This window comes from Streptomyces sp. NRRL S-118, assembly GCF_000716335.1.
Lineage (GTDB): Bacteria > Actinomycetota > Actinomycetes > Streptomycetales > Streptomycetaceae > Streptomyces.
In genome coordinates this window covers 1-17,010 of the sequence record NZ_KL591008.1, presented here as the reverse complement: position 1 = coordinate 17,010, position 17,010 = coordinate 1, and the positions used below count along the sequence as shown (strand labels likewise).

Genomic DNA, 17,010 nt, shown 5'->3' with positions numbered 1-17,010 from the left:
CCCGCGGAGCGCAGCCGAGGATCGCGCCGTGCCCCCTGCCGCCGCCCAGGAGCCGGGAGTCGGCGGCGTCCACCGGGTGCGTCGGCGTGCGGCCGGGTGCCGGCCCCGCGGGCGGGGCCGATCCTCACCGGCCGGTCCTCCGCAGGTGGCGCCAGACCGCCTTGGCCGCGTTGTGGCCCGACATGCCGTGCACGCCGGGGCCGGGCGGGGTGGCCGACGAGCAGAGGAACACGGCCGGGTGCGGGGTGCTGTAGGGGAAGAGGGTCAGGCGGGGGCGCAGCAGGAGCTGGAGCCCGCTGGCGGCGCCGCAGGCGATGTCGCCGCCGACGTAGTTGGCGTTGCGGGCGGCCATCTCGGGCGGGCCGGCGGTGGCGCGGGCGATGACGAGGTCACGGAAGCCGGGGGCGAAGCGCTCGATCTGGCGCTCCACCGCCTCGGTGAGGTCGCCCTGCCAGGCGTGCGGTACGTGACCGTACACCCAGAAGACGTGCTTGCCCTCGGGCGCGCGGGAGGGGTCGACCAGGCTGGGCTGGGCGGTGATCAGGAACGGGGTGCGGGGCGCCGTGCCGCTCGACGCCTGGTGCAGGGCGGCGCCGATCTCACGGGTGCTGGGGCCGACCTGGACGGTGCCGGCGCGGCGGGCGGCGGGTGCGGTCCAGGGCACCGGGCCGTCGAGCGCGTAATCGATCTTGTAGACGGAGGCGCCGTAGCGGTAGCCGTCGTAGAACCGGCCCAGGCCGGCGATCCGGGCCAGCGCCGTCGGAGAGGTGTCGAAGACGTAGGCGCGCGCCGGGGGCAGGTCGTCGAGGCGCTTGACCTCGAACCCGGTGTGGACGGTGCCGCCGAGGTCGCGTACGTACGCGGCGAGGGCGTCCGAGATCGACTGGGAACCGCCGCGCGGCAGCGGCCAGCCGCCGGCGTGCGCGGCGAGCGCGAAGACCAGCCCGATCGCGCCGGTGGCCAGGCCGCCGAGCGGCGCGATGACGTGCGCCACGAGTCCGGCGAACAGCGCTCGGGCCCGGTCGTCGCGGAAGCGGCGCATGAGCCAGGTGGAGGGCGGCAGGCCGTCGATGCCGAAGCGCGCGAGAGTGAGGGGGTCGCGCGGGAGGGCGGTCAGCGGCAGCGACATGAAGTCCCGGGCGAGGCTGTCCCACTTGCCGAGGTACGGCTCGACGAGCCGCCGGTACGCGCCCGCGTCCCGGGGCCCGAAGGAGGCGGCGGTCTCGGGGACGGAGCGGGACAGCACCGCGGCCGTTCCGTCGTCGAAGGGGTGGGCCATGGGCAGCTCGGGGTGCAGCCACTCCAGGCCGTACCGGTCGAGCGGCATGGCCTTGAACGCCGGTGAGCCGGCGCCCAGGGGGTGCACGGCGGAGCACGGGTCGTGCCGGAAGCCGGGCAGCGTGAGCTCCTCGGTCCTGGCACCCCCGCCGACCGTGTCGAGGGCCTCGAACACGGCGACGGAGAAGCCGCGCCGGGCGAGCTCGGCGGCGGCGGTCAGTCCGTTCGGCCCCGCCCCCACGACGACGGCATCGAGCATCGACGGCACCTTCGGACTCCTTCGTCAGCCGATGGCAGGGGCATCAAGGATATGCGGCACAGGGGCTTCTCCGGGCCCGGGGGCCGGACGGCTACTGGGCGGTCAGCAGGGCGCGGACCCGGGCGGCCGTGGTGTCGTCGCGGGCCGCCGTGAAGGGCAGGGCGTTGCCGCCGGTGATGCGGAACGGCTCGCCGGAGAGCGTCAGATGGGTGCCGCCGGCCTCCTCGACCAGGACCAGGCCCGCTGCGTGGTCCCAGGCGTACTCCCAGGTGAAGACGAGCGCGTCGGTGGCGCCCCGGGCCACGTCCAGGTAGGCCAGTCCCGCCGAACCGCACGGCGTGGCGCGTACGCCGTCGTCGGTGGCCAGGCCGGCCAGGGCGGCCTTCTGGCCGGGGGTGGTGTAGTCCGGGTGGGACGTGGCCACCTCCAGGACCGCGCCCGGCGCGGGCGATCCGGCCCGCAGGGCCGTGCCGTTCAGCCGGGCGCCGTGGCCGCGCACCGCGACGGCCATCTCCCCCAGCACCGGGGCGTAGGTCCACCCGGCCAGCACCTCGCCCCGCCGGGCGAGCGCGACGAGGGAGCAGAAGCCGGGCTCGCCGCGCACGAACTGCCGTGTGCCGTCCACGGGATCGACGATCCACACCGGGGCGTCGCCGTGCAGCGCCTCGTACACCGTCGGGTCGGCGTGGACCGCCTCCTCGCCGACCACCACGGAGCCGGGCAGCAGCCGGGTGAGCGCCGCGGTGAGGTGGGCCTCGGCGGCCCGGTCGGCGACGGTCACGAGATCGTGCGGGCCGTTCTTCTCGACGATCTCGTGCACGGCGAGCCGGCGGTGGCGCGGCACGATCTCGATGGCGGCCGCTGCGCGCACCGCCGCCTCGACCTCGCTGGACAGGGACCCGGAACCGTCGAGTAGCTCATCGATCATGGGTCCATCCCATCACGGACCTCTGACATCGAGGCGCCGGGGCGGTGTCCCGCCCGTCACTTCCCCGTCATGCCGGCGCCACCCGGCGCAGGTCCCGGAAGCTCCCGGGAGCGTCGGGCGGGCGGGGGCGGAGGGACCGGCCGTACGCTGGGCGACGGCCCTCGGGGCCGGGACGGCGGAGCGTACGGCGGACACGGGAGTCGCGGAACGTGCACGGTGAATACAAGGTCCCCGGCGGCAAACTGATCGTGGTCGATCTCGACACGGAGGACGGGGTCCTGCGCCGGGTGCGGGTCGCCGGGGACTTCTTCCTGGAGCCGGACGACGCGCTGGAAGCCATCGACCGGGCCCTGGAGGGCGCGCCCGCCGACACCGACGCGTCGGGGCTCGCCGCGCGGATCGACGCCGCCCTGCCGCCCGGCACGCAGCTGTTCGGGCTGACCACCGAGGGCATCGGGGTGGCCGTGCGGCGGGCCTTGGCGCACGCGACGGACTGGACGGACTACGCCTGGCAGCTCGTCCACGACGGGCCGCAGCCGCCCGCACTGCACATGGCCCTGGACGAGGTGCTGACCGCGGAGGTAGCGGCCGGCCGGCGCCCGCCGACGCTGCGGGTGTGGGAGTGGGGCGCGCCCGCGGTGGTGATCGGCAGCTTCCAGTCGCTGCGCAACGAGGTGGACGCGGAGGCGGCCGAGCGGCACGGCGTCACGGTGGTGCGCCGGATCAGCGGCGGGGGCGCGATGTTCATCGAGCCGGGCAACACCATCACGTACTCGCTGTCCGTCCCCGAAGCACTGGTCAAGGGCCTGTCCTTCACGGACAGTTACGCCTACCTGGACGACTGGGTGCTCGGCGCGCTCGGGGACATGGGGATCAAGGCCTGGTACCAGCCCCTGAACGACATCGCCACGGACGCGGGCAAGATCGCCGGTGCGGCGCAGAAGCGGGTCGTCGGCGGGGACGGCGCGGTGCTGCACCACGTGACGATGGCGTACGACATCGACGCGGGCAAGATGACGGAGGTGCTGCGCACCGGCCGGGAGAAGCTCGCGGACAAGGGCACGACGAGCGCGAGGAAGCGCGTGGATCCGCTGCGGCGGCAGACGGGCCTGCCGCGCGCCACGGTCATCGAGCGGATGATCGGCTCCTTCCGCGAGCGGTACGGGCTGGCCGAGGGCGGGGTCACGGACGACGAGATGGCCCGCGCGCGGGAGCTGGCCCGGACGAAGTTCTCCTCGGCGCGGTGGACGGCCCGGGTGCCCTGAGCTCGGGGCGCCTCCCGCGGAGCAGGACGCGTGTCAGGCGGCGGCCGGCCGGTTTCTCCGCCGCGCCGTCATCAGCGCCACGTACACCACCAGGGAGGCCGTGAGGCCCACCGCCCATCCGTAATCGGCGAGCGGCTTCAGCAGGGGGATGAGGCCGTCCTGCGGGAACGGGCCCTTGCCGGGGGCCGAGTGCGAGCCGCCCACCGCGAGCACCCCGCCCACGGCGAACGCGGCGACCGCCGCCGGGTTCCAGCCCCGCACGTACCAGTACCGGCCGCCCGGGCGGTACAGGTCGGCGAGGTCCAGGACCGTGCGGCGCACCAGCCAGTAGTCCGCGATCAGGATGCCGGCGACCGTGCCGAGCAGCCCGCCCACCAGCCCCAGCCAGGTGAAGATGTACAGCTCGGGCGTCCCGGTGAGCTTCCACGGCATGATGAGCACCCCCACCACGCCGGTGATGAGCGCGCCCCTGCGGAAGTCGATGCGCCGGGGGGCGAGGTTGGCCAGGTCGTACGCGGGCGAGACGACGTTGGCCGCGATGTTGACGGAGATCGTCGCGACCAGCACGGTGACCAGGGCGAAGAGCAGCCCGAAGACGTTGTCCGTGCGGGCGGCGAGCGCGACCGGGTCCCAGACGGCCACCCCGTACACCGCCTGGGAGCCGGAGGTGACGAAGACCGACAGCAGCGCGAACAGCGTCATCGTGGTGGGCAGCCCCAGCGCCTGGCCGACGGCCTGGGCGCGCTGCCCGGCGCCGAAGCGGGTGAAGTCGGGGATGTTCAGCGACAGGGTGGACCAGAAGGCGATCATGCCCATGAGGGAGGGGAAGAACACCGGCCAGAAACCGGCCCCCCAGCCGAGCGTGGACGGCTGGTCGAGCAGCGGCCCGAAGCCGCCGGCCTTGGCGGCGATCCACACCAGCAGCACCAGCGCGCCCACGATGACGAAGGGCGCCGCCCAGTTCTCGAACCGGCGCAGGGCCTCCATGCCGCGGTGGATGATGGCCAGTTCCAGTGCCCAGAACAGCGCGAAGCACAGCCACAGGGTCCACGGCTGGCCGCCGATCCGCGCCGCTTCCGCCCATCCGCCGAAGACCTTGCCGAGCAGGACGAAGATGCCCTGCCCGCCGATCCACGTCTGGATCCCGAACCACGCGCACGCGACACCCGCCCGGATCAGTGCCGGCAGGTTGGCCCCGCGCAGCCCGAACGACGCCCGTGCGAGGACGGGGAACGGTATGCCGTACTTCGGGCCGGCGTGCCCGGTCAGCAGCATCGGCACGAGGACGACGACGTTGGCCAGCGCGATGGTGAGGACGGCCTGCTTCCAGTCCATCCCGAGCGCGACCAGACCCGACGCGAGCAGCCAGGACGGGATGTTGTGGGCCATGCCCACCCAGAGGGCGGCGAAGTTGTACGTGGTCCAGCGGCGGCGCGCCACCGGCACGGGCAGGAGGTCCTCGTTGGCGAAGCGGCTGTCGGCGGGGACGTCGGCGGGCGCGAGTTCGACGCGCCCGCCGGATATCGGGGCGGTGGCGGTCATGGGGACGGAGCCCTCCCTGGAAGCGCGGTGCGGGGACGGGACGGGGCCGTGCTCGGGGCGTGGGGGGTTCCGGTGGCAGGTCAGGAGTTCAGCGCGGGGATGATCTCGGAGCCGTAGGCGTCGATCGTCGCTTCCTTCGCGTCGTGCATGTCGTAGACGGCGAACTGGTCGACGCCCAGGTCGCGCAGCGCCTCGAGCTTCCGGATGTGGGCGGCGGGCGGCCCCAGCAGGCAGAAGCGGTCGACGATCTCGTCGGGGACGAAGTCGGTGGACGGGTTCCCGGCCCGCCCGTGGTGGCTGTAGTCGTAGCCCTCGCGCTGCTTGATGTACGCGGTCAGGGCCTCGGGGACCAGGCCGGAGTGCTCGCCGTACCGGCCGACCAGGTCGGCGACGTGGTTGCCGACCATCCCGCCGAACCACCGGCACTGTTCGCGCGCGTGGGCCAGGTCGTCACCGACGTACGCGGGCGCGGCGACGCAGACGGTGATGGCGTCCGGGTCGCGTCCGGCGTCCTCGGCGGCCTTCCGCACCGCTCTGACCATCCACTCCGTCAGGAAGGGGTCGGCGAGCTGGAGGATGAAACCGTCGGCCTTCTGCCCGGCGAGGGCGAGCGCCTTGGGCCCGTACGCGGCCATCCACACGGGCAGCTTCCCGTCGCGCACCCAGGGGATGCGCAACGGCTTGCCGTCGACGAGCGCTTCGCGGCCCTCCGCCAGGTCGCGGATGACGTCGATCGCCTCGCCGACCCGGGCCAGGGTGTTGGGTTTGCGGCCGGCGACGCGCATGGCGGAGTCGCCGCGGCCGATGCCGCACACGGTGCGGTTGCCGAACATGTCGTTGAGGGTGGCGAAGGTGGAGGCGGTGACCTCCCAGGTGCGGGTGCCCGGATTGGTGACCATCGGCCCGACGGTCAGGTCGCGGGTGTGTTCGAGGATCTGGCTGTAGATGACGAAGGGCTCCTGCCAGAGCACGGCGGAGTCGAAGGTCCAGCCGTAGCGGAAGCCGTTGCGCTCCGCGCGCCGCATGAGCCCGACGACCGCCGAGGCGGGCGGGTCGGTCTGCAGGACGAGTCCGAAGTCCACGAGGTGGCCTCCTAGTTCAGGTACTGGCAGGTGGAGCGGGGCGTGTAGAGGCCGTGACCGGCGCGGCCGGTGAAGGTGCGGCGGTCGATGACGACCTCGCCGCGCGAGAGGACGGTCTCCACCTGGCCGGTGACGGTCCTGCCCTCGTACGCGGAGTAGTCGACGTTCATGTGGTGCGTGGTGGCCGAGAGGGTCTGCTCGGCGTGGGGGTCGTAGAGGACGACGTCGGCGTCGGAGCCGGGGGCGATGGTGCCCTTCCGGGGGTAGAGGCCGAACATCCTGGCGGGGGCGGCGCAGGCGATGTCGATCCAGCGGCGCCGGCCGATGTGGCCGTCGACGACACCCTGGTGGAGCAGGTCCATGCGGTTCTCCACGCCCGGCAGCCCGTTGGGGATGCGGGAGAAGTCGCCGCGTCCGAGTTCCTTCTGGCCGGTGAAGCAGAAGGGGCAGTGGTCGGTGGAGACCACCTGGAGGTCGTCGGTGCGCAGGCCGCGCCAGAGCGCCGCCTGGTGCTCGCGCGGCCTCAGCGGTGTGCTGCACACGTACTTGGCACCCTCGAAACCGGGCTCGGCGAGGTTGTCGGTGGACAGGAAGAGGTACTGGGGGCAGGTCTCGCCGAAGACGTCGAGGCCCTTGTCGCGCGCGGCGGCGAGTTCCGCGACGGCTTCCTCGGCCGAGACGTGGACGACGTAGAGGGGCGCGCCGGCGACGCGGGCGAGCTGGATGGCGCGGTGGGTGGCTTCCGCCTCCAGCAGCACCTTGCGCACCTCGCCGTGGTGGCGGGGGTCGGTCTCGCCGCGGGCGAGGGCCTGTTCGACGAGGACGTCGATGGCGATGCCGTTCTCGGCGTGCATCATGATCAGCCCGCCGCTGACCGAAGCGCGCTGCATGGCGCGCAGGATCCTGCCGTCGTCGCTGTAGAGGACCCCGGGGTAGGCCATGAAGAGTTTGAAGGAGGTGACGCCCTCCTCGACCAGCAGGTCCATCTCCTTGAGCGACCGGTCGTTCACATCGGAGACGATCATGTGGAAGGCGTAGTCGACGGCGCACTTCCCGTCGGCCTTGGCGTGCCAGGCGTCCAGTCCCTCGCGCAGCGCGTGGCCCACCGTCTGGACGGCGAAGTCGACGATGGTGGTGGTACCGCCCCAGGCGGCGGCGCGGGTACCGCTCTCGAAGTCGTCGGAGGAGAAGGTCCCCCCGAAGGGGAAGTCCATGTGGGTGTGGGCGTCGACGCCGCCCGGGATGACGTACTTGCCGGTCGCGTCGATCGTCCGGTCGGCGCCGGCGGTCCAGGAGGCGGCGACGGCCGAACCGTGGGCGGCGAGGGCGGCGATGCGGCCGTCCTCGATCAGAACGTCGGCGTGGGTCTCGTCGGCGGCGGTGATGACGAGGCCGTTGCGGATGAGGGTGCGGGTGGTACTCATGGTGCGGCCCCCTTCGGCCGGCTGGACTGCTGGAGCTGGAGTGGGACCACCGGCCCCTAGAGGACCTGACGGCTGGACGGCCGGACCGAGGCCAGGGCCCCTTCGAGGAGGGCGGCACCCTCCTCGGCCTCGGCGATGGTGAGGGACAGCGGTGGCGCGATGCGCAGCGCGGTGGTGCGGTGGCCGCCGCCCTTGCCGATCAGCAGGCCGCCTTCGCGGGCGGCCTCCAGGACGGCCGTGGCCGCCTCCGGGTTCGGCTCGTCGGTGCCGGGCTTCACCAGCTCGACGCCGATCATCAGTCCGCGGCCGCGGACCTCGCGGACGAGGTCGGTGCCCGCCGCGGCGGCGCGCAGCCGCTCGATGAGCAGGCCGCCGACCCGGCGGGCGTTGCCCTGGAGGTCGTGTTCCAGCAGGTAGGACAGGTTCGCGAGACCGGCCGCCATGGTGACGGGCGAGCCGCCGAACGTCGAGATGGAGTTGGCCGAGAGGCAGTTCATGATCTCGGCGCGGGCCACGACCCCGCCGATGGACATGCCGTTGCCGATCCCCTTGGCGAAGGTGAGGATGTCCGGCGGGCCGCTCGCGGCGTGTGCCTGCCAGCCCCAGAAGTGTTCGCCGGTACGGCCCCACCCGGTCTGCACCTCGTCGGCGATCCAGAGGATGCCGTGCCGGTCGAGGACCTGGCGGAACGCGGCGTACAGCCCGTCGGGCGGGCAGGTGAACCCGCCGACGCCCTGGATCGGTTCGGCGATCAGCGCGGCGACGTCGGCGGTGTGCCCGAGCAGGTCCTCCAGGTCGGCGACGCACGCCTCGATGAACGCGGCGTCGCCGAGGTGCGCGTACGGGCCGCGGGTGCGGACGCCGCCGTGCACGTACAGCGTCTGCAGCGGTGAGAGGGTGGTCGGCGACCAGGCGCGGTTCCCGGTGACGGACACCGTGGAGAAGGAGCGGCCGTGGTAGCTGTTGCGCATCGCCAGGGTCTGGTTGGTGCGGCGGTACGTGGTGGCCAGGAGCAGCGCCGTGTCGTTGGCCTCCGTGCCGGAGGTGGTGAAGAAGACGCGGGCGTCCGGGATGCCGGAGAGGTGGGCGATCCGTTCGGCGAGCTCCACCATCGGGCGGTTGAGGTAGAGGGTGGAGGAGTGGAGGATCCGCCCGGCCTGTTCGGTGACCGCCTTGGTGACCTCGGGCAGCGCGTGGGCGGTCATGGTGGTGAGGATGCCGCCGAAGAAGTCGAGGTAGCGCCTGCCGTCCGCGTCCCAGACGTGGCGGCCCTCGCCGTGGGTGATCTCGATGGGGTCCCGGTAGTAGAGGGCGACCCAGTCGGGGATGACGGCCCGGTGGCGTGCGTACAGGTCGCTCATCACGGGTTCACCAGCCCGTCGTACGCGTCGGGGCGGCGGTCGCGGTAGAACGCCCAGGTCTGCCGTACGTCGTCGATGAGGCGGAAGTCGAGGTCGCGGACGACGAGTTCCTCCTCCTTGTCGGAGGCGACGTCACCCACGAACTGGCCACGGGGGTCGACGAAGTAGCTGCTGCCGTAGAAGTCGTTGTCGCCGTACTCCTCCTGGCCGACGCGGTTGATGGCGGCGACGTAGTACAGGTTGGCGACGGCCGCCGCGGGCTGCTCCAGCTGCCAGAGGTGGGAGGACAGGCCGCGGTGGGTGGCGGAGGGGTTGTAGACCAGCTGGGCGCCGTTCAGGCCGAGTTGGCGCCAGCCCTCGGGGAAGTGCCGGTCGTAGCAGATGTAGACGCCGACGCGGCCGACCGCGGTGTCGAAGACGGGCCAGCCGAGGTTGCCGGGCCGGAAGTAGTACTTCTCCCAGAAGCCCCTGACCTGGGGGATGTGGTGCTTGCGGTACTTGCCGAGGTACGAGCCGTCGGCGTCGATGACCGCGGCGGTGTTGTAGTAGAAGCCGGGGCTCTCGATCTCGAAGACGGGGACGACGATCACCATGCCGGTCTCGCGGGCGAGGTCCTGCATCCGGCGGACGGTCGGCCCGTCCGGGACGGGCTCGGCCCAGCGGTGGTGCTCCGGCTCCTGGACCTGGCAGAAGTACGGAGCGTTGAACACCTCTTGGAAACCGATGACCTTGGCGCCCTGCCGGGCCGCCTCGCGGGCGTGCTCCTCATGCTTGGCGATCATGGATTCGGTGTCGCCGGTCCAGGTGGCCTGGACCAGGGCGGCGCGCACGACGTGGGACATGAGCTGCTCCTTCGGCACGGCGTCAGAGAGCCTCTACGCACGTAGACGCGGTGCGTAGACAGTGAACGTAAGCCTCGTCACATCCCGGAGCAAGACCGCCGCCGTGAACCGGCGGAGTCGATCACGTTTCGTACCCGAGTGGTCGACACCCGGCACTTTTCGCGCGCGGGCGCGACCATCCTCAGACCAGCCCCGCGACGCGCAGCGCATGCACGAGATCGCCCCGGCCGTGTTCCCCGCGCTCCTGCGGAGGCACCTCGTTGTGGGCGGCGAGGAGCCTGGGCACCAGGCGCTGCGGGGCGTACGCGGCGAGGCGGGCGGCGTCCTCGGCGGTGCGCGACCGGATGAAGGCGTCCAGCAGGGCTTGGACATGCCCCTCCCGGCCGGCCTCGTCGAGCGCCAGCACGGCGGCGGCCGTCTCCCCCAGGGGCCGCGCCACACCCTGGCGCAGCAGGTGCCGGGCGTCCTGCTCGAGACCGGCCGCGCCGAGCTCGCCGGCCACGGTCGCGAGGTGCTCGGGCGGCAGGGACGCGGCCTCCCACAGCAGGGTGGCCCAGTCCGGCGCGAGCCCGGCCTCGTGCAGGCCGGCGGCGAGCAGGGGGAGCCTGGCGGCGGGCCCGGCCGCCGCCTCGCAGAGCAGGGCGTGCGCCTCGCCGCCGCGGCCCCGGGCGCGCAGGGCGACGAGCGCGGCCACGGTCTCCTGGGCGGCGCGCCGGTCCTCCGGGGTGGGCCCGGCGGGGGGCGGCGGCGTCTCCTCGGCGGCCGGGGCGCCCCCGAACCGCGCACCTCGGGGTACGGCGCCGGCGACGGGCAGCCGGGGCACCGCGACGGCCTCGTGGCCCGCGTCCGCGGCGCCGGCCGCCGGCCCGTCCTCCTCGCCGTCCGGTCCGGGCTCCTCGATCCAGGCGTACCGCGCGCCCCTGGGCCGCTTCCTCGGCACCCCTCCGGTGCCGCCGCGCCGGCCCCAGGCTGTCTCTTATACACATCTCTGGAGCGGGCGAGGGGGCCGAGGGTGGCGGGGGGACGGGTGACGCTGCGGCCGATGGGACGGGAGCAGGGGCGGGCGCGGGCGACGGGGCGGGAGCAGGGGCGGGGACGGCTGGCACACCGGGCGAGGGGGTGGGTGGCGCTCCGGGCGCGGGAGCGGCCGGCGGGGCCTGCGCCGGGTCGGGCGGCAGGGCGGCCAGCCGGGCGCGGAGTTCGTCGATGCGGGCGGAGGCGCGGGCGTGGTCGTCGTGGAGCCACGCCAGGTCGCGGGCGAGGCGGTCGGCCTCGTCGGAACCCTCCGCCGCGGCGGACAGCAGGCCGGTCAGTTCCTCACCGCGCCCCGCGGCGTATGCCTGTTCGCGCAGCATCCGCTCCAGCCGCCCGTGCAGCGCCGCACGGGCGCCCGGGCGGCGGTCGAGGGCCGCGACCGCCGCGGCGTACAGGTCCCGGGCGCGTGCCGCCTCCGCCTGCGCGACCCGGTCGCCGTACGCGGTGGCGAGGTCCTGGAGCAGCGCTTCCACCACGTCCCAGGGCGGGACCTCCGTACCGTCGAGGCAGGCCCGCATGCCTGCGGGGTCACGGCGGCAGAAGACGCCGTACCAGCCGCCCCGGTGGTCGAGCCGCTCCACCAGCACGCCCAGCCAGTGCGTGAACGACCCGCTGGCCGACGGATGTTGATGCAGCGTCATGCAACGCCCCTGCCCCACTGCCGACGGAAAGTCTGCGGTCCGCAGGCATTCGACCCCAGTCGTGTTACGTCCGGGCTACGGGAGCTTTTCGGGACGGAACCGGGCGCCGGCGGATGGGACGAGGAGCCGGGCACGGCGCGGCGGTGAACGCGTCCGCCCGCCTCGGCGTCCCGTCCGAGGAGTACCGCACCGCGGCGGCGAGGGCTCCGGTCGCGGGCCTGCCGGCGGCGGGCGTGCCGCGGCTGCCGGTGCTCGGCCTCGCCACCACCCCGGAGACGGCGCCCGGCGTACGTGTCATGGACGCACCCGGCTTCCCGGAGCAGTACCCGCTGTCCGCGCAGGGCCACGTCGCGGAGTGCGGACGGCCGACGGGGAAGCAGGGCCGGAGCTGGACCGGCTCATGGTGGTCCCGCCCCTGGACCGGGACGCGGCCGGACCGCGAAAGGTGCGCCACCGGACGGCGGTCGGCCGGGTGCCGGACGGCCCGGAGGGCCTGCGCCGCCCGGGGCACATCACCCACGCCGACCCGGCGATCGCGCTGCTGGACGGGATCGGCGCCCCGCGCCACCGGTGCGTCCAGCCGGCCGTGGCGGACCGACGCCACCGCGGATGGCGGCCCGGGACGGGCGGGTAGATCCTCGTCATGTCACGCCCCTGCCGCATCCCGCCCGGCCACGACCCGGAGGTCATCAGGACCGTGTACGCCGTCGGCCGCGACCTCGGCGTGTCCGGCAAGGTGATGCTCGCCGGCTTCGAAGCCGGGTGGGTCGAGTCGCACATGAACAACCTCGCCTGCGGCGACAAGGACTCGCTCGGGGTGTTCCAGCAGCGGCCGAGCCAGGGCTGGGGCACACCCGAGCGGATCATGGACGTGTCGTACGCCGCGGAGCGGTTCTTCCGCCGGGCCGTCCAGGTGGAGCGCCGGTGCCCGGACCTCACTCCCGGCCGAACCGCCCAGGAGGTCCAGCGTTCGGCCCACCCCGAGCGGTACGACGAGGCGGAGGCGAAGGCGCGCGAACTGCTGGAGGAGGCCCGGCGGTCGGCCGGCCCGACAGGCCCGGCCGACGCGGCGGACACCGGGGCGGGATGCGGCACCCGGGCGGCGGGCGGGCCGGCGCTCGACGGGACGGGACGGGACACCGCCTGAGCCGCGGCGCGGGCCGGGGTCCCGCGGCCCCGGCCGCACCGATCCCATGACGCGCCTGTCGGCCCTCCACATACTGGCGGCCACATCGATGTGACCCAGGGGGAACGGCGAGGGCCGGGTACGAGCGGCTGCTCGTACCCGGCCCTCCTGCACGGTCCCTCACGGGACGGACCCTCGCGCGGCGGTGCCGCGTCAGCGGGTCACGGGCAGCTGGCGATGGTGCTGCGAGCGCGGTCCGGCGCGGCGTGCACGACCTTGCACTCGTCGACGTCCAGGCCGCCGTCCACGACGCCCCAGCCGGGACCGGCCGACAGCACCGAGTTCGCCGTGCCGCGGATGGTGTCGACGCCGGGGCCGCCCTGGATGGTGCCGCCCGCCTCGGGGCCCACGGCCTTGGCCTCGATGAGGTCGTTCTCCGAGCCGCCGAGCACCCGGCCGCCGAAGTCGATGGTGCCACTGGTGATGTGGTCCGTGCCGTCGTTGCCGAAGACCTGGCCGCCGCCGCGGGCGTAGTCGCCGGGGGCGCCGTGGACGCTGCCGACGGTGATGCGGTCGTTGCCCATGTCGCCGTAGACGGTGGCTCCGTGGTCGGCCGTGCCGCGGACGGTGGCGACGATGACGGTGTCGTCGCCGCTGTTGCCGCGGATGGTCGAGGAGCCGTGGCGCGGCATCAGGTGGCTGGTCTGGATGGTGTCGTCGCCGTCGCCGCCGAGGATCTGCGAGTCGAGGATCAGACCCTTCACGCGGATGTTGTCGTTGCCGCCGCCGCCGAAGATGATGACGTTCTCGACGTCGTTCTCGCACTCGATCTTGTCGTCGCGGCTCGTACCGGTGACCCGCTCACCGGGGTCCACCGCCACACCGTTGACGGTGCACTGGTGGCTGGGGAGCGCGCTGTGCGCGGAGTCCTCGGCGTGGGCGGGGACCGTCGTCAGGGTCGTGGCGATGACCGAGGCGGCGAACGCACCGCGGACGGCGATGCGGGTCTTTCGGGAAATTCTGGGCATCGTGGGTCTCCTGTGGCTGTCGTGCCGACGAGCCGTCCTTGCCCGCCCGCACCGCCCGCCCCACGGTGATCGGACACACTGTCACCCATTCATACGGTCAAGTGTGTTTATTTTCTCTTTCGTCCATCCGGGGGTAGCTGACCCGGCACGGCGTCGGGCGGCGGGCGGCTCGGGAACAGATGCCGTGGCCTGAACGGACCCATCGGAAAGCGAGCACCGGGATGACGGACACGACCACGGCGCAGACCCCGCCCGCGCGGTTCTGGGCGATCGACGACCTACCGGGCCTGCAGTTCGACCCGCTGCTCGACGAGTTGCTGCGCGACGAGCCCGTGGCGCGCATCCGCCTCCCGTACGGCGAGGGCGAGGCGTGGCTCGTGACGCGGTACGAGGACGTCCGGGCGATCACCTCGGACCCGCGGCTCAGCCGACGGGCGCTGGCGGAGCGGACCGCGCGGGTGACCGGGATGACCGCCCACCAGATCGCCTCCCACGCCGGCTTCAACTACGTCGACCCGCCGGAGCACTCGCGGCTGCGCAAGGTCGTCGCCAGGGCGTTCACCGTGCAGGGGATGAAGCGGCTGCGCCCCTTGGCGCAGCAGACCGCCGACCGCCTGCTGGACGAGGTGGAGCGGCACGGCCCGCCCGCCGACCTGATGGCGATGTTCCACGGGCCGATGCCGTTGTCGGTGGTCAGCGACCTGCTGGGGGTACCGGACGAGGACCGGCACCGGCTCGCCGGATGGCCGGATCTGATCATGTCGTCGGGGCCGGGCCCGGAGCGCAGCCGGCAGGTGAAGGCCGAGCTCACCGCCTACATCACGGAGCTGCTGGAGCGGCGGCGGCGCGAACCGCGCGAGGACCTGGCGACCGTGCTCGCCGATGCCCTGGACAACGGCGAGCTCAACCAGGAGGAGGCGGTCTCCGTCACCACCGCCATCCAGGTCAGCGGCGCCCACGCGGTGCGCAACAACAGCGCCAACATGGTGTACGCGCTGCTCACCCATCCGCAGCACCTGGCCCGGCTGCGTGCCGAGCCGGAGCTGCTGCCGCAGGCCGTCGACGAGCTGCTGCGGTTCATCCCCCACCGCAACGGCGTGGGGCTGCCCCGCGTCGCCATGGAGGACATCGAGATCGGCGGGGTGACGATCCGCGCGGGCGAGGTCGTCTACGCCTCGTACCTCGCGGCCAACCGGGATCCGGGGGTGTTCAAGGACCCGGAGGTGTTGGACTTCGACCGGGCGGACGCGCCGCACATGGCCTTCGGGTACGGCTCGCACCACTGCATGGGCGCGCAGATGACCCGGATGGAGTCGGAGGTCATGATCTCCAGCCTGCTGAAGCGGTTCCCCGCCCTCCGGCTCGCGGTGGAGCCGGAGGACATGGTGTGGCAGAGCAAGGGCCTGATCCGCGGACCGCAGTCCCTGCCGGTCGCCTGGTGAGGCCGCCCCGGCGGGCGGGGCTCAGCCCGCCGGGCGCACCACCATCGCGGAGCCGCCGCCGCGGCGGGTCTTCTCCGCGGCCGCGAGCCAGCGGCCGTCGGGCAGGCGCTGGACGCCGGTGGCCGCGCCGATCTCCGGGTTCTCGCGGAAGCGGTGCCCCAGGGCTTCGAGTGCGGTGCGCAGGCCGCTGCCGTACAGCGCCGGTTCGAGCTCCGTCGTGGTCTGGTTGCGCTGGCTGGCGCGGGGCGCGGCGATGGCTTCGACCAGCGGCAGCTTGCGGTCCACCACGCCGGTCAGGGTCTGCAGGACCGTGGTGATGATGGTGGCGCCGCCCGGCGAGCCGAGGGCCAGGACCGGCCGGTCGTGGCGGTCGAGGACGATCGTGGGCGACATGGACGAGCGGGGCCGCTTGCCGGGGCCGGGCAGGTTCGGGTCGTGCACCGCCGGGTTCGCCGGGGCGAAGGAGAAGTCGGTGAGCTCGTTGTTGAGCAGGAAACCCCGCCCGGGCACGGTGATCCCGCTGCCGCCGGTCGACTCGATCGTGAGGGTGTAGGCGACGACGTTGCCCCACTTGTCGGACGTGGTCAGGTGGGTGGTGTTCTCGCCCTCGTACGTCGTCGGGGCCGCCGCCGCGCCGGCCGCGCACGGCGCCGGGTCACGGGGGTCGCCCGGTGCGACGGGGCTGGTCAGCACGGCGTCGTCGCGGATGAGGCACGCGCGCGCGTCGGCGAACCGCTGCGACAGCAGGCCCTTGACCGGCACGTCCTCGAAGGCCGGGTCACCGACCCAGCGCCCCCGGTCGGCGAAGGCGACGCGGCTCGCCTCGATGAACCGGTGCAGGTAGCGCTCCTGCGACGCGCGCGCCGGTGAGAGGTCGGTGCGCTCCAGGATGTTCAGGGCCTCGCCCACGGTGGTGCCGCCCGACGAGGAGGGCGCCATGCCGTAGACGTCCAGGCCGCGGTACGCGACCTTCGTGGGCTTGCGCCACACCGTCTCGTACGCCGCGAGGTCACGCGTCGTCAGGTCCCCGGCCCGGACGGTCCGGGTGGCGCCGTCGCGCACCGGGGGGTCCTGCACCGTGCGGACGATGTCGCGGGCGAGCTCACCCCGGTAGAGCGCCCCCGTGCCGTGGCGGCGCAGTTTGCCGTACGTCCGTGCCAGGTCGGGGTTCTTGAACACCGAGCCGACCTCGGGGAGCCGGCCGCCCGGCAGGAAGAGCTGCGCGGAGGCGGGGAAGTCGCGGAACCGCGCCTCGTTGGCGGCGGTCTGGGCACGGAAGGTCGCGTCGACGGTGAAGCCGTCGCGGGCCAGGCGTTCGGCGGGCGCCAGCAGTTCCGGCAGGGACTTGGTGCCCCAGGCGTCGAGCGCGGTGTCCCAGGTGGCGGGGGTGCCCGGGGTGCCGACGCTCAGGCCGCTGGTCATGGCCTCCTCGAACGGGAGGGGTTTGCCGTTCCCGTCGAGGAACAGGGACGCGTCGGCGGAGCGCGGCGCGGTCTCGCGGCCGTCGATGGTGTGGACGGTGCGGGTCCCGGCGTCGTAGTGGACGAAATAGCCGCCCCCGCCGATGCCCGCCGAGTACGGCTCGGTGACGCCGAGCGCCGCGGCGGTGGCCACGGCCGCGTCCACCGCGTTGCCGCCGCGCCGCAGGACCTCGATGCCGGCGGCCGAGGCGTCGGGGTCCACGCTGGCGACGGCTCCGCCGTACCCGACGGCGACCGGGGTTTTGGCCGGTGCGGCGGGAGGGGAGGGGGCGGGGG

Annotated in this window: 14 protein-coding genes; 4 read left to right on the top strand and 10 right to left on the bottom strand. The window is 73.7% G+C overall.

Translation table 11 applies throughout. From position 1 onward, the window contains the following. Positions 1–124 precede the first annotated feature (124 nt). Both IH00_RS0115495 and IH00_RS0115490 read right to left on the bottom strand, forming a co-directional pair. The gene (locus tag IH00_RS0115495) at positions 125–1,546 is read right to left on the bottom strand and encodes a phytoene desaturase family protein (RefSeq protein WP_031073868.1); all 1,422 of its coding nucleotides are present in this window, start codon (positions 1,544–1,546) and stop codon (positions 125–127) included. Between the two features lie 82 nt (positions 1,547–1,628). Next, positions 1,629–2,465 (bottom strand): inositol monophosphatase family protein, encoded by an 837-nt coding sequence (locus tag IH00_RS0115490; protein WP_031073866.1) that lies wholly within the window; start codon positions 2,463–2,465, stop codon positions 1,629–1,631. A gap of 209 nt (positions 2,466–2,674) precedes the next feature. On the opposite strand from IH00_RS0115490, the gene IH00_RS0115485 reads away from it, so the two are divergent. Further along, positions 2,675–3,730 (top strand): lipoate-protein ligase LplAB, encoded by a 1,056-nt coding sequence (locus IH00_RS0115485; protein WP_031073864.1) that lies wholly within the window; start codon positions 2,675–2,677, stop codon positions 3,728–3,730. Positions 3,731–3,763: 33 nt separating this feature from the next. Here the strand turns inward: IH00_RS0115485 and IH00_RS0115480 are convergent, their stop codons facing one another. The 6 genes from IH00_RS0115480 to IH00_RS45250 form a co-directional block, all read right to left on the bottom strand. After that, positions 3,764–5,272: an NCS1 family nucleobase:cation symporter-1 gene (locus tag IH00_RS0115480; protein ID WP_031073862.1), complete on the bottom strand. Its 1,509-nt coding sequence runs from the start codon at positions 5,270–5,272 to the stop codon at positions 3,764–3,766. A gap of 80 nt (positions 5,273–5,352) precedes the next feature. Further along, complete coding sequence (locus tag IH00_RS0115475) at positions 5,353–6,354, bottom strand: TIGR03842 family LLM class F420-dependent oxidoreductase (protein WP_031073860.1); 1,002 nt, start codon at positions 6,352–6,354, stop codon at positions 5,353–5,355. An 11-nt stretch (positions 6,355–6,365) separates the two neighbouring features. Then, on the bottom strand, positions 6,366–7,778 hold the full coding sequence (hydA, locus tag IH00_RS0115470) for a dihydropyrimidinase (RefSeq protein ID WP_031073858.1): 1,413 nt from the start codon (positions 7,776–7,778) through the stop codon (positions 6,366–6,368). A 56-nt stretch (positions 7,779–7,834) separates the two neighbouring features. After that, positions 7,835–9,139, bottom strand: coding sequence for an aspartate aminotransferase family protein (locus IH00_RS0115465; protein WP_031073856.1), 1,305 nt, complete (start codon positions 9,137–9,139; stop codon positions 7,835–7,837). Continuing rightward, positions 9,139–9,981: a nitrilase-related carbon-nitrogen hydrolase gene (locus IH00_RS0115460; protein WP_031073854.1), complete on the bottom strand. Its 843-nt coding sequence runs from the start codon at positions 9,979–9,981 to the stop codon at positions 9,139–9,141. Before IH00_RS0115460 ends, IH00_RS0115465 begins: the two co-directional genes overlap by 1 nt. 181 nt (positions 9,982–10,162) lie before the next feature. Then, positions 10,163–10,921, bottom strand: coding sequence for a hypothetical protein (locus IH00_RS45250; protein ID WP_052411403.1), 759 nt, complete (start codon positions 10,919–10,921; stop codon positions 10,163–10,165). Positions 10,922–12,057: 1,136 nt separating this feature from the next. Here IH00_RS45250 and IH00_RS0115450 point away from each other — a divergent pair. Together IH00_RS0115450 and IH00_RS0115445 are read left to right on the top strand one after the other, a co-directional pair. Continuing rightward, a complete protein-coding gene (locus tag IH00_RS0115450; RefSeq protein ID WP_158827820.1) occupies positions 12,058–12,291 on the top strand; it encodes a hypothetical protein in 234 nt (77 codons plus the stop codon). A 9-nt stretch (positions 12,292–12,300) separates the two neighbouring features. Beyond that, positions 12,301–12,804 carry a hypothetical protein gene (locus IH00_RS0115445; protein ID WP_052411401.1) on the top strand — a complete coding sequence of 168 codons (504 nt, stop codon included), beginning with the start codon at positions 12,301–12,303 and terminating at the stop codon, positions 12,802–12,804. A 200-nt stretch (positions 12,805–13,004) separates the two neighbouring features. On the opposite strand, the gene IH00_RS0115440 is transcribed toward IH00_RS0115445, so the two are convergent. Beyond that, entirely contained in the window at positions 13,005–13,811 is an 807-nt protein-coding gene (locus tag IH00_RS0115440; protein WP_031073850.1) for a hypothetical protein, read from the bottom strand. Positions 13,812–14,032: 221 nt separating this feature from the next. Between IH00_RS0115440 and IH00_RS0115435 the strand changes: the two genes are divergently transcribed. Next, positions 14,033–15,253, top strand: coding sequence for a cytochrome P450 (locus IH00_RS0115435; protein WP_031073847.1), 1,221 nt, complete (start codon positions 14,033–14,035; stop codon positions 15,251–15,253). Positions 15,254–15,274: 21 nt separating this feature from the next. Here the strand turns inward: IH00_RS0115435 and ggt are convergent. Beyond that, the coding region (ggt, locus tag IH00_RS0115430) for a gamma-glutamyltransferase (RefSeq protein WP_031073845.1) at positions 15,275–17,010 on the bottom strand (1,736 nt) is incomplete at its 5' end.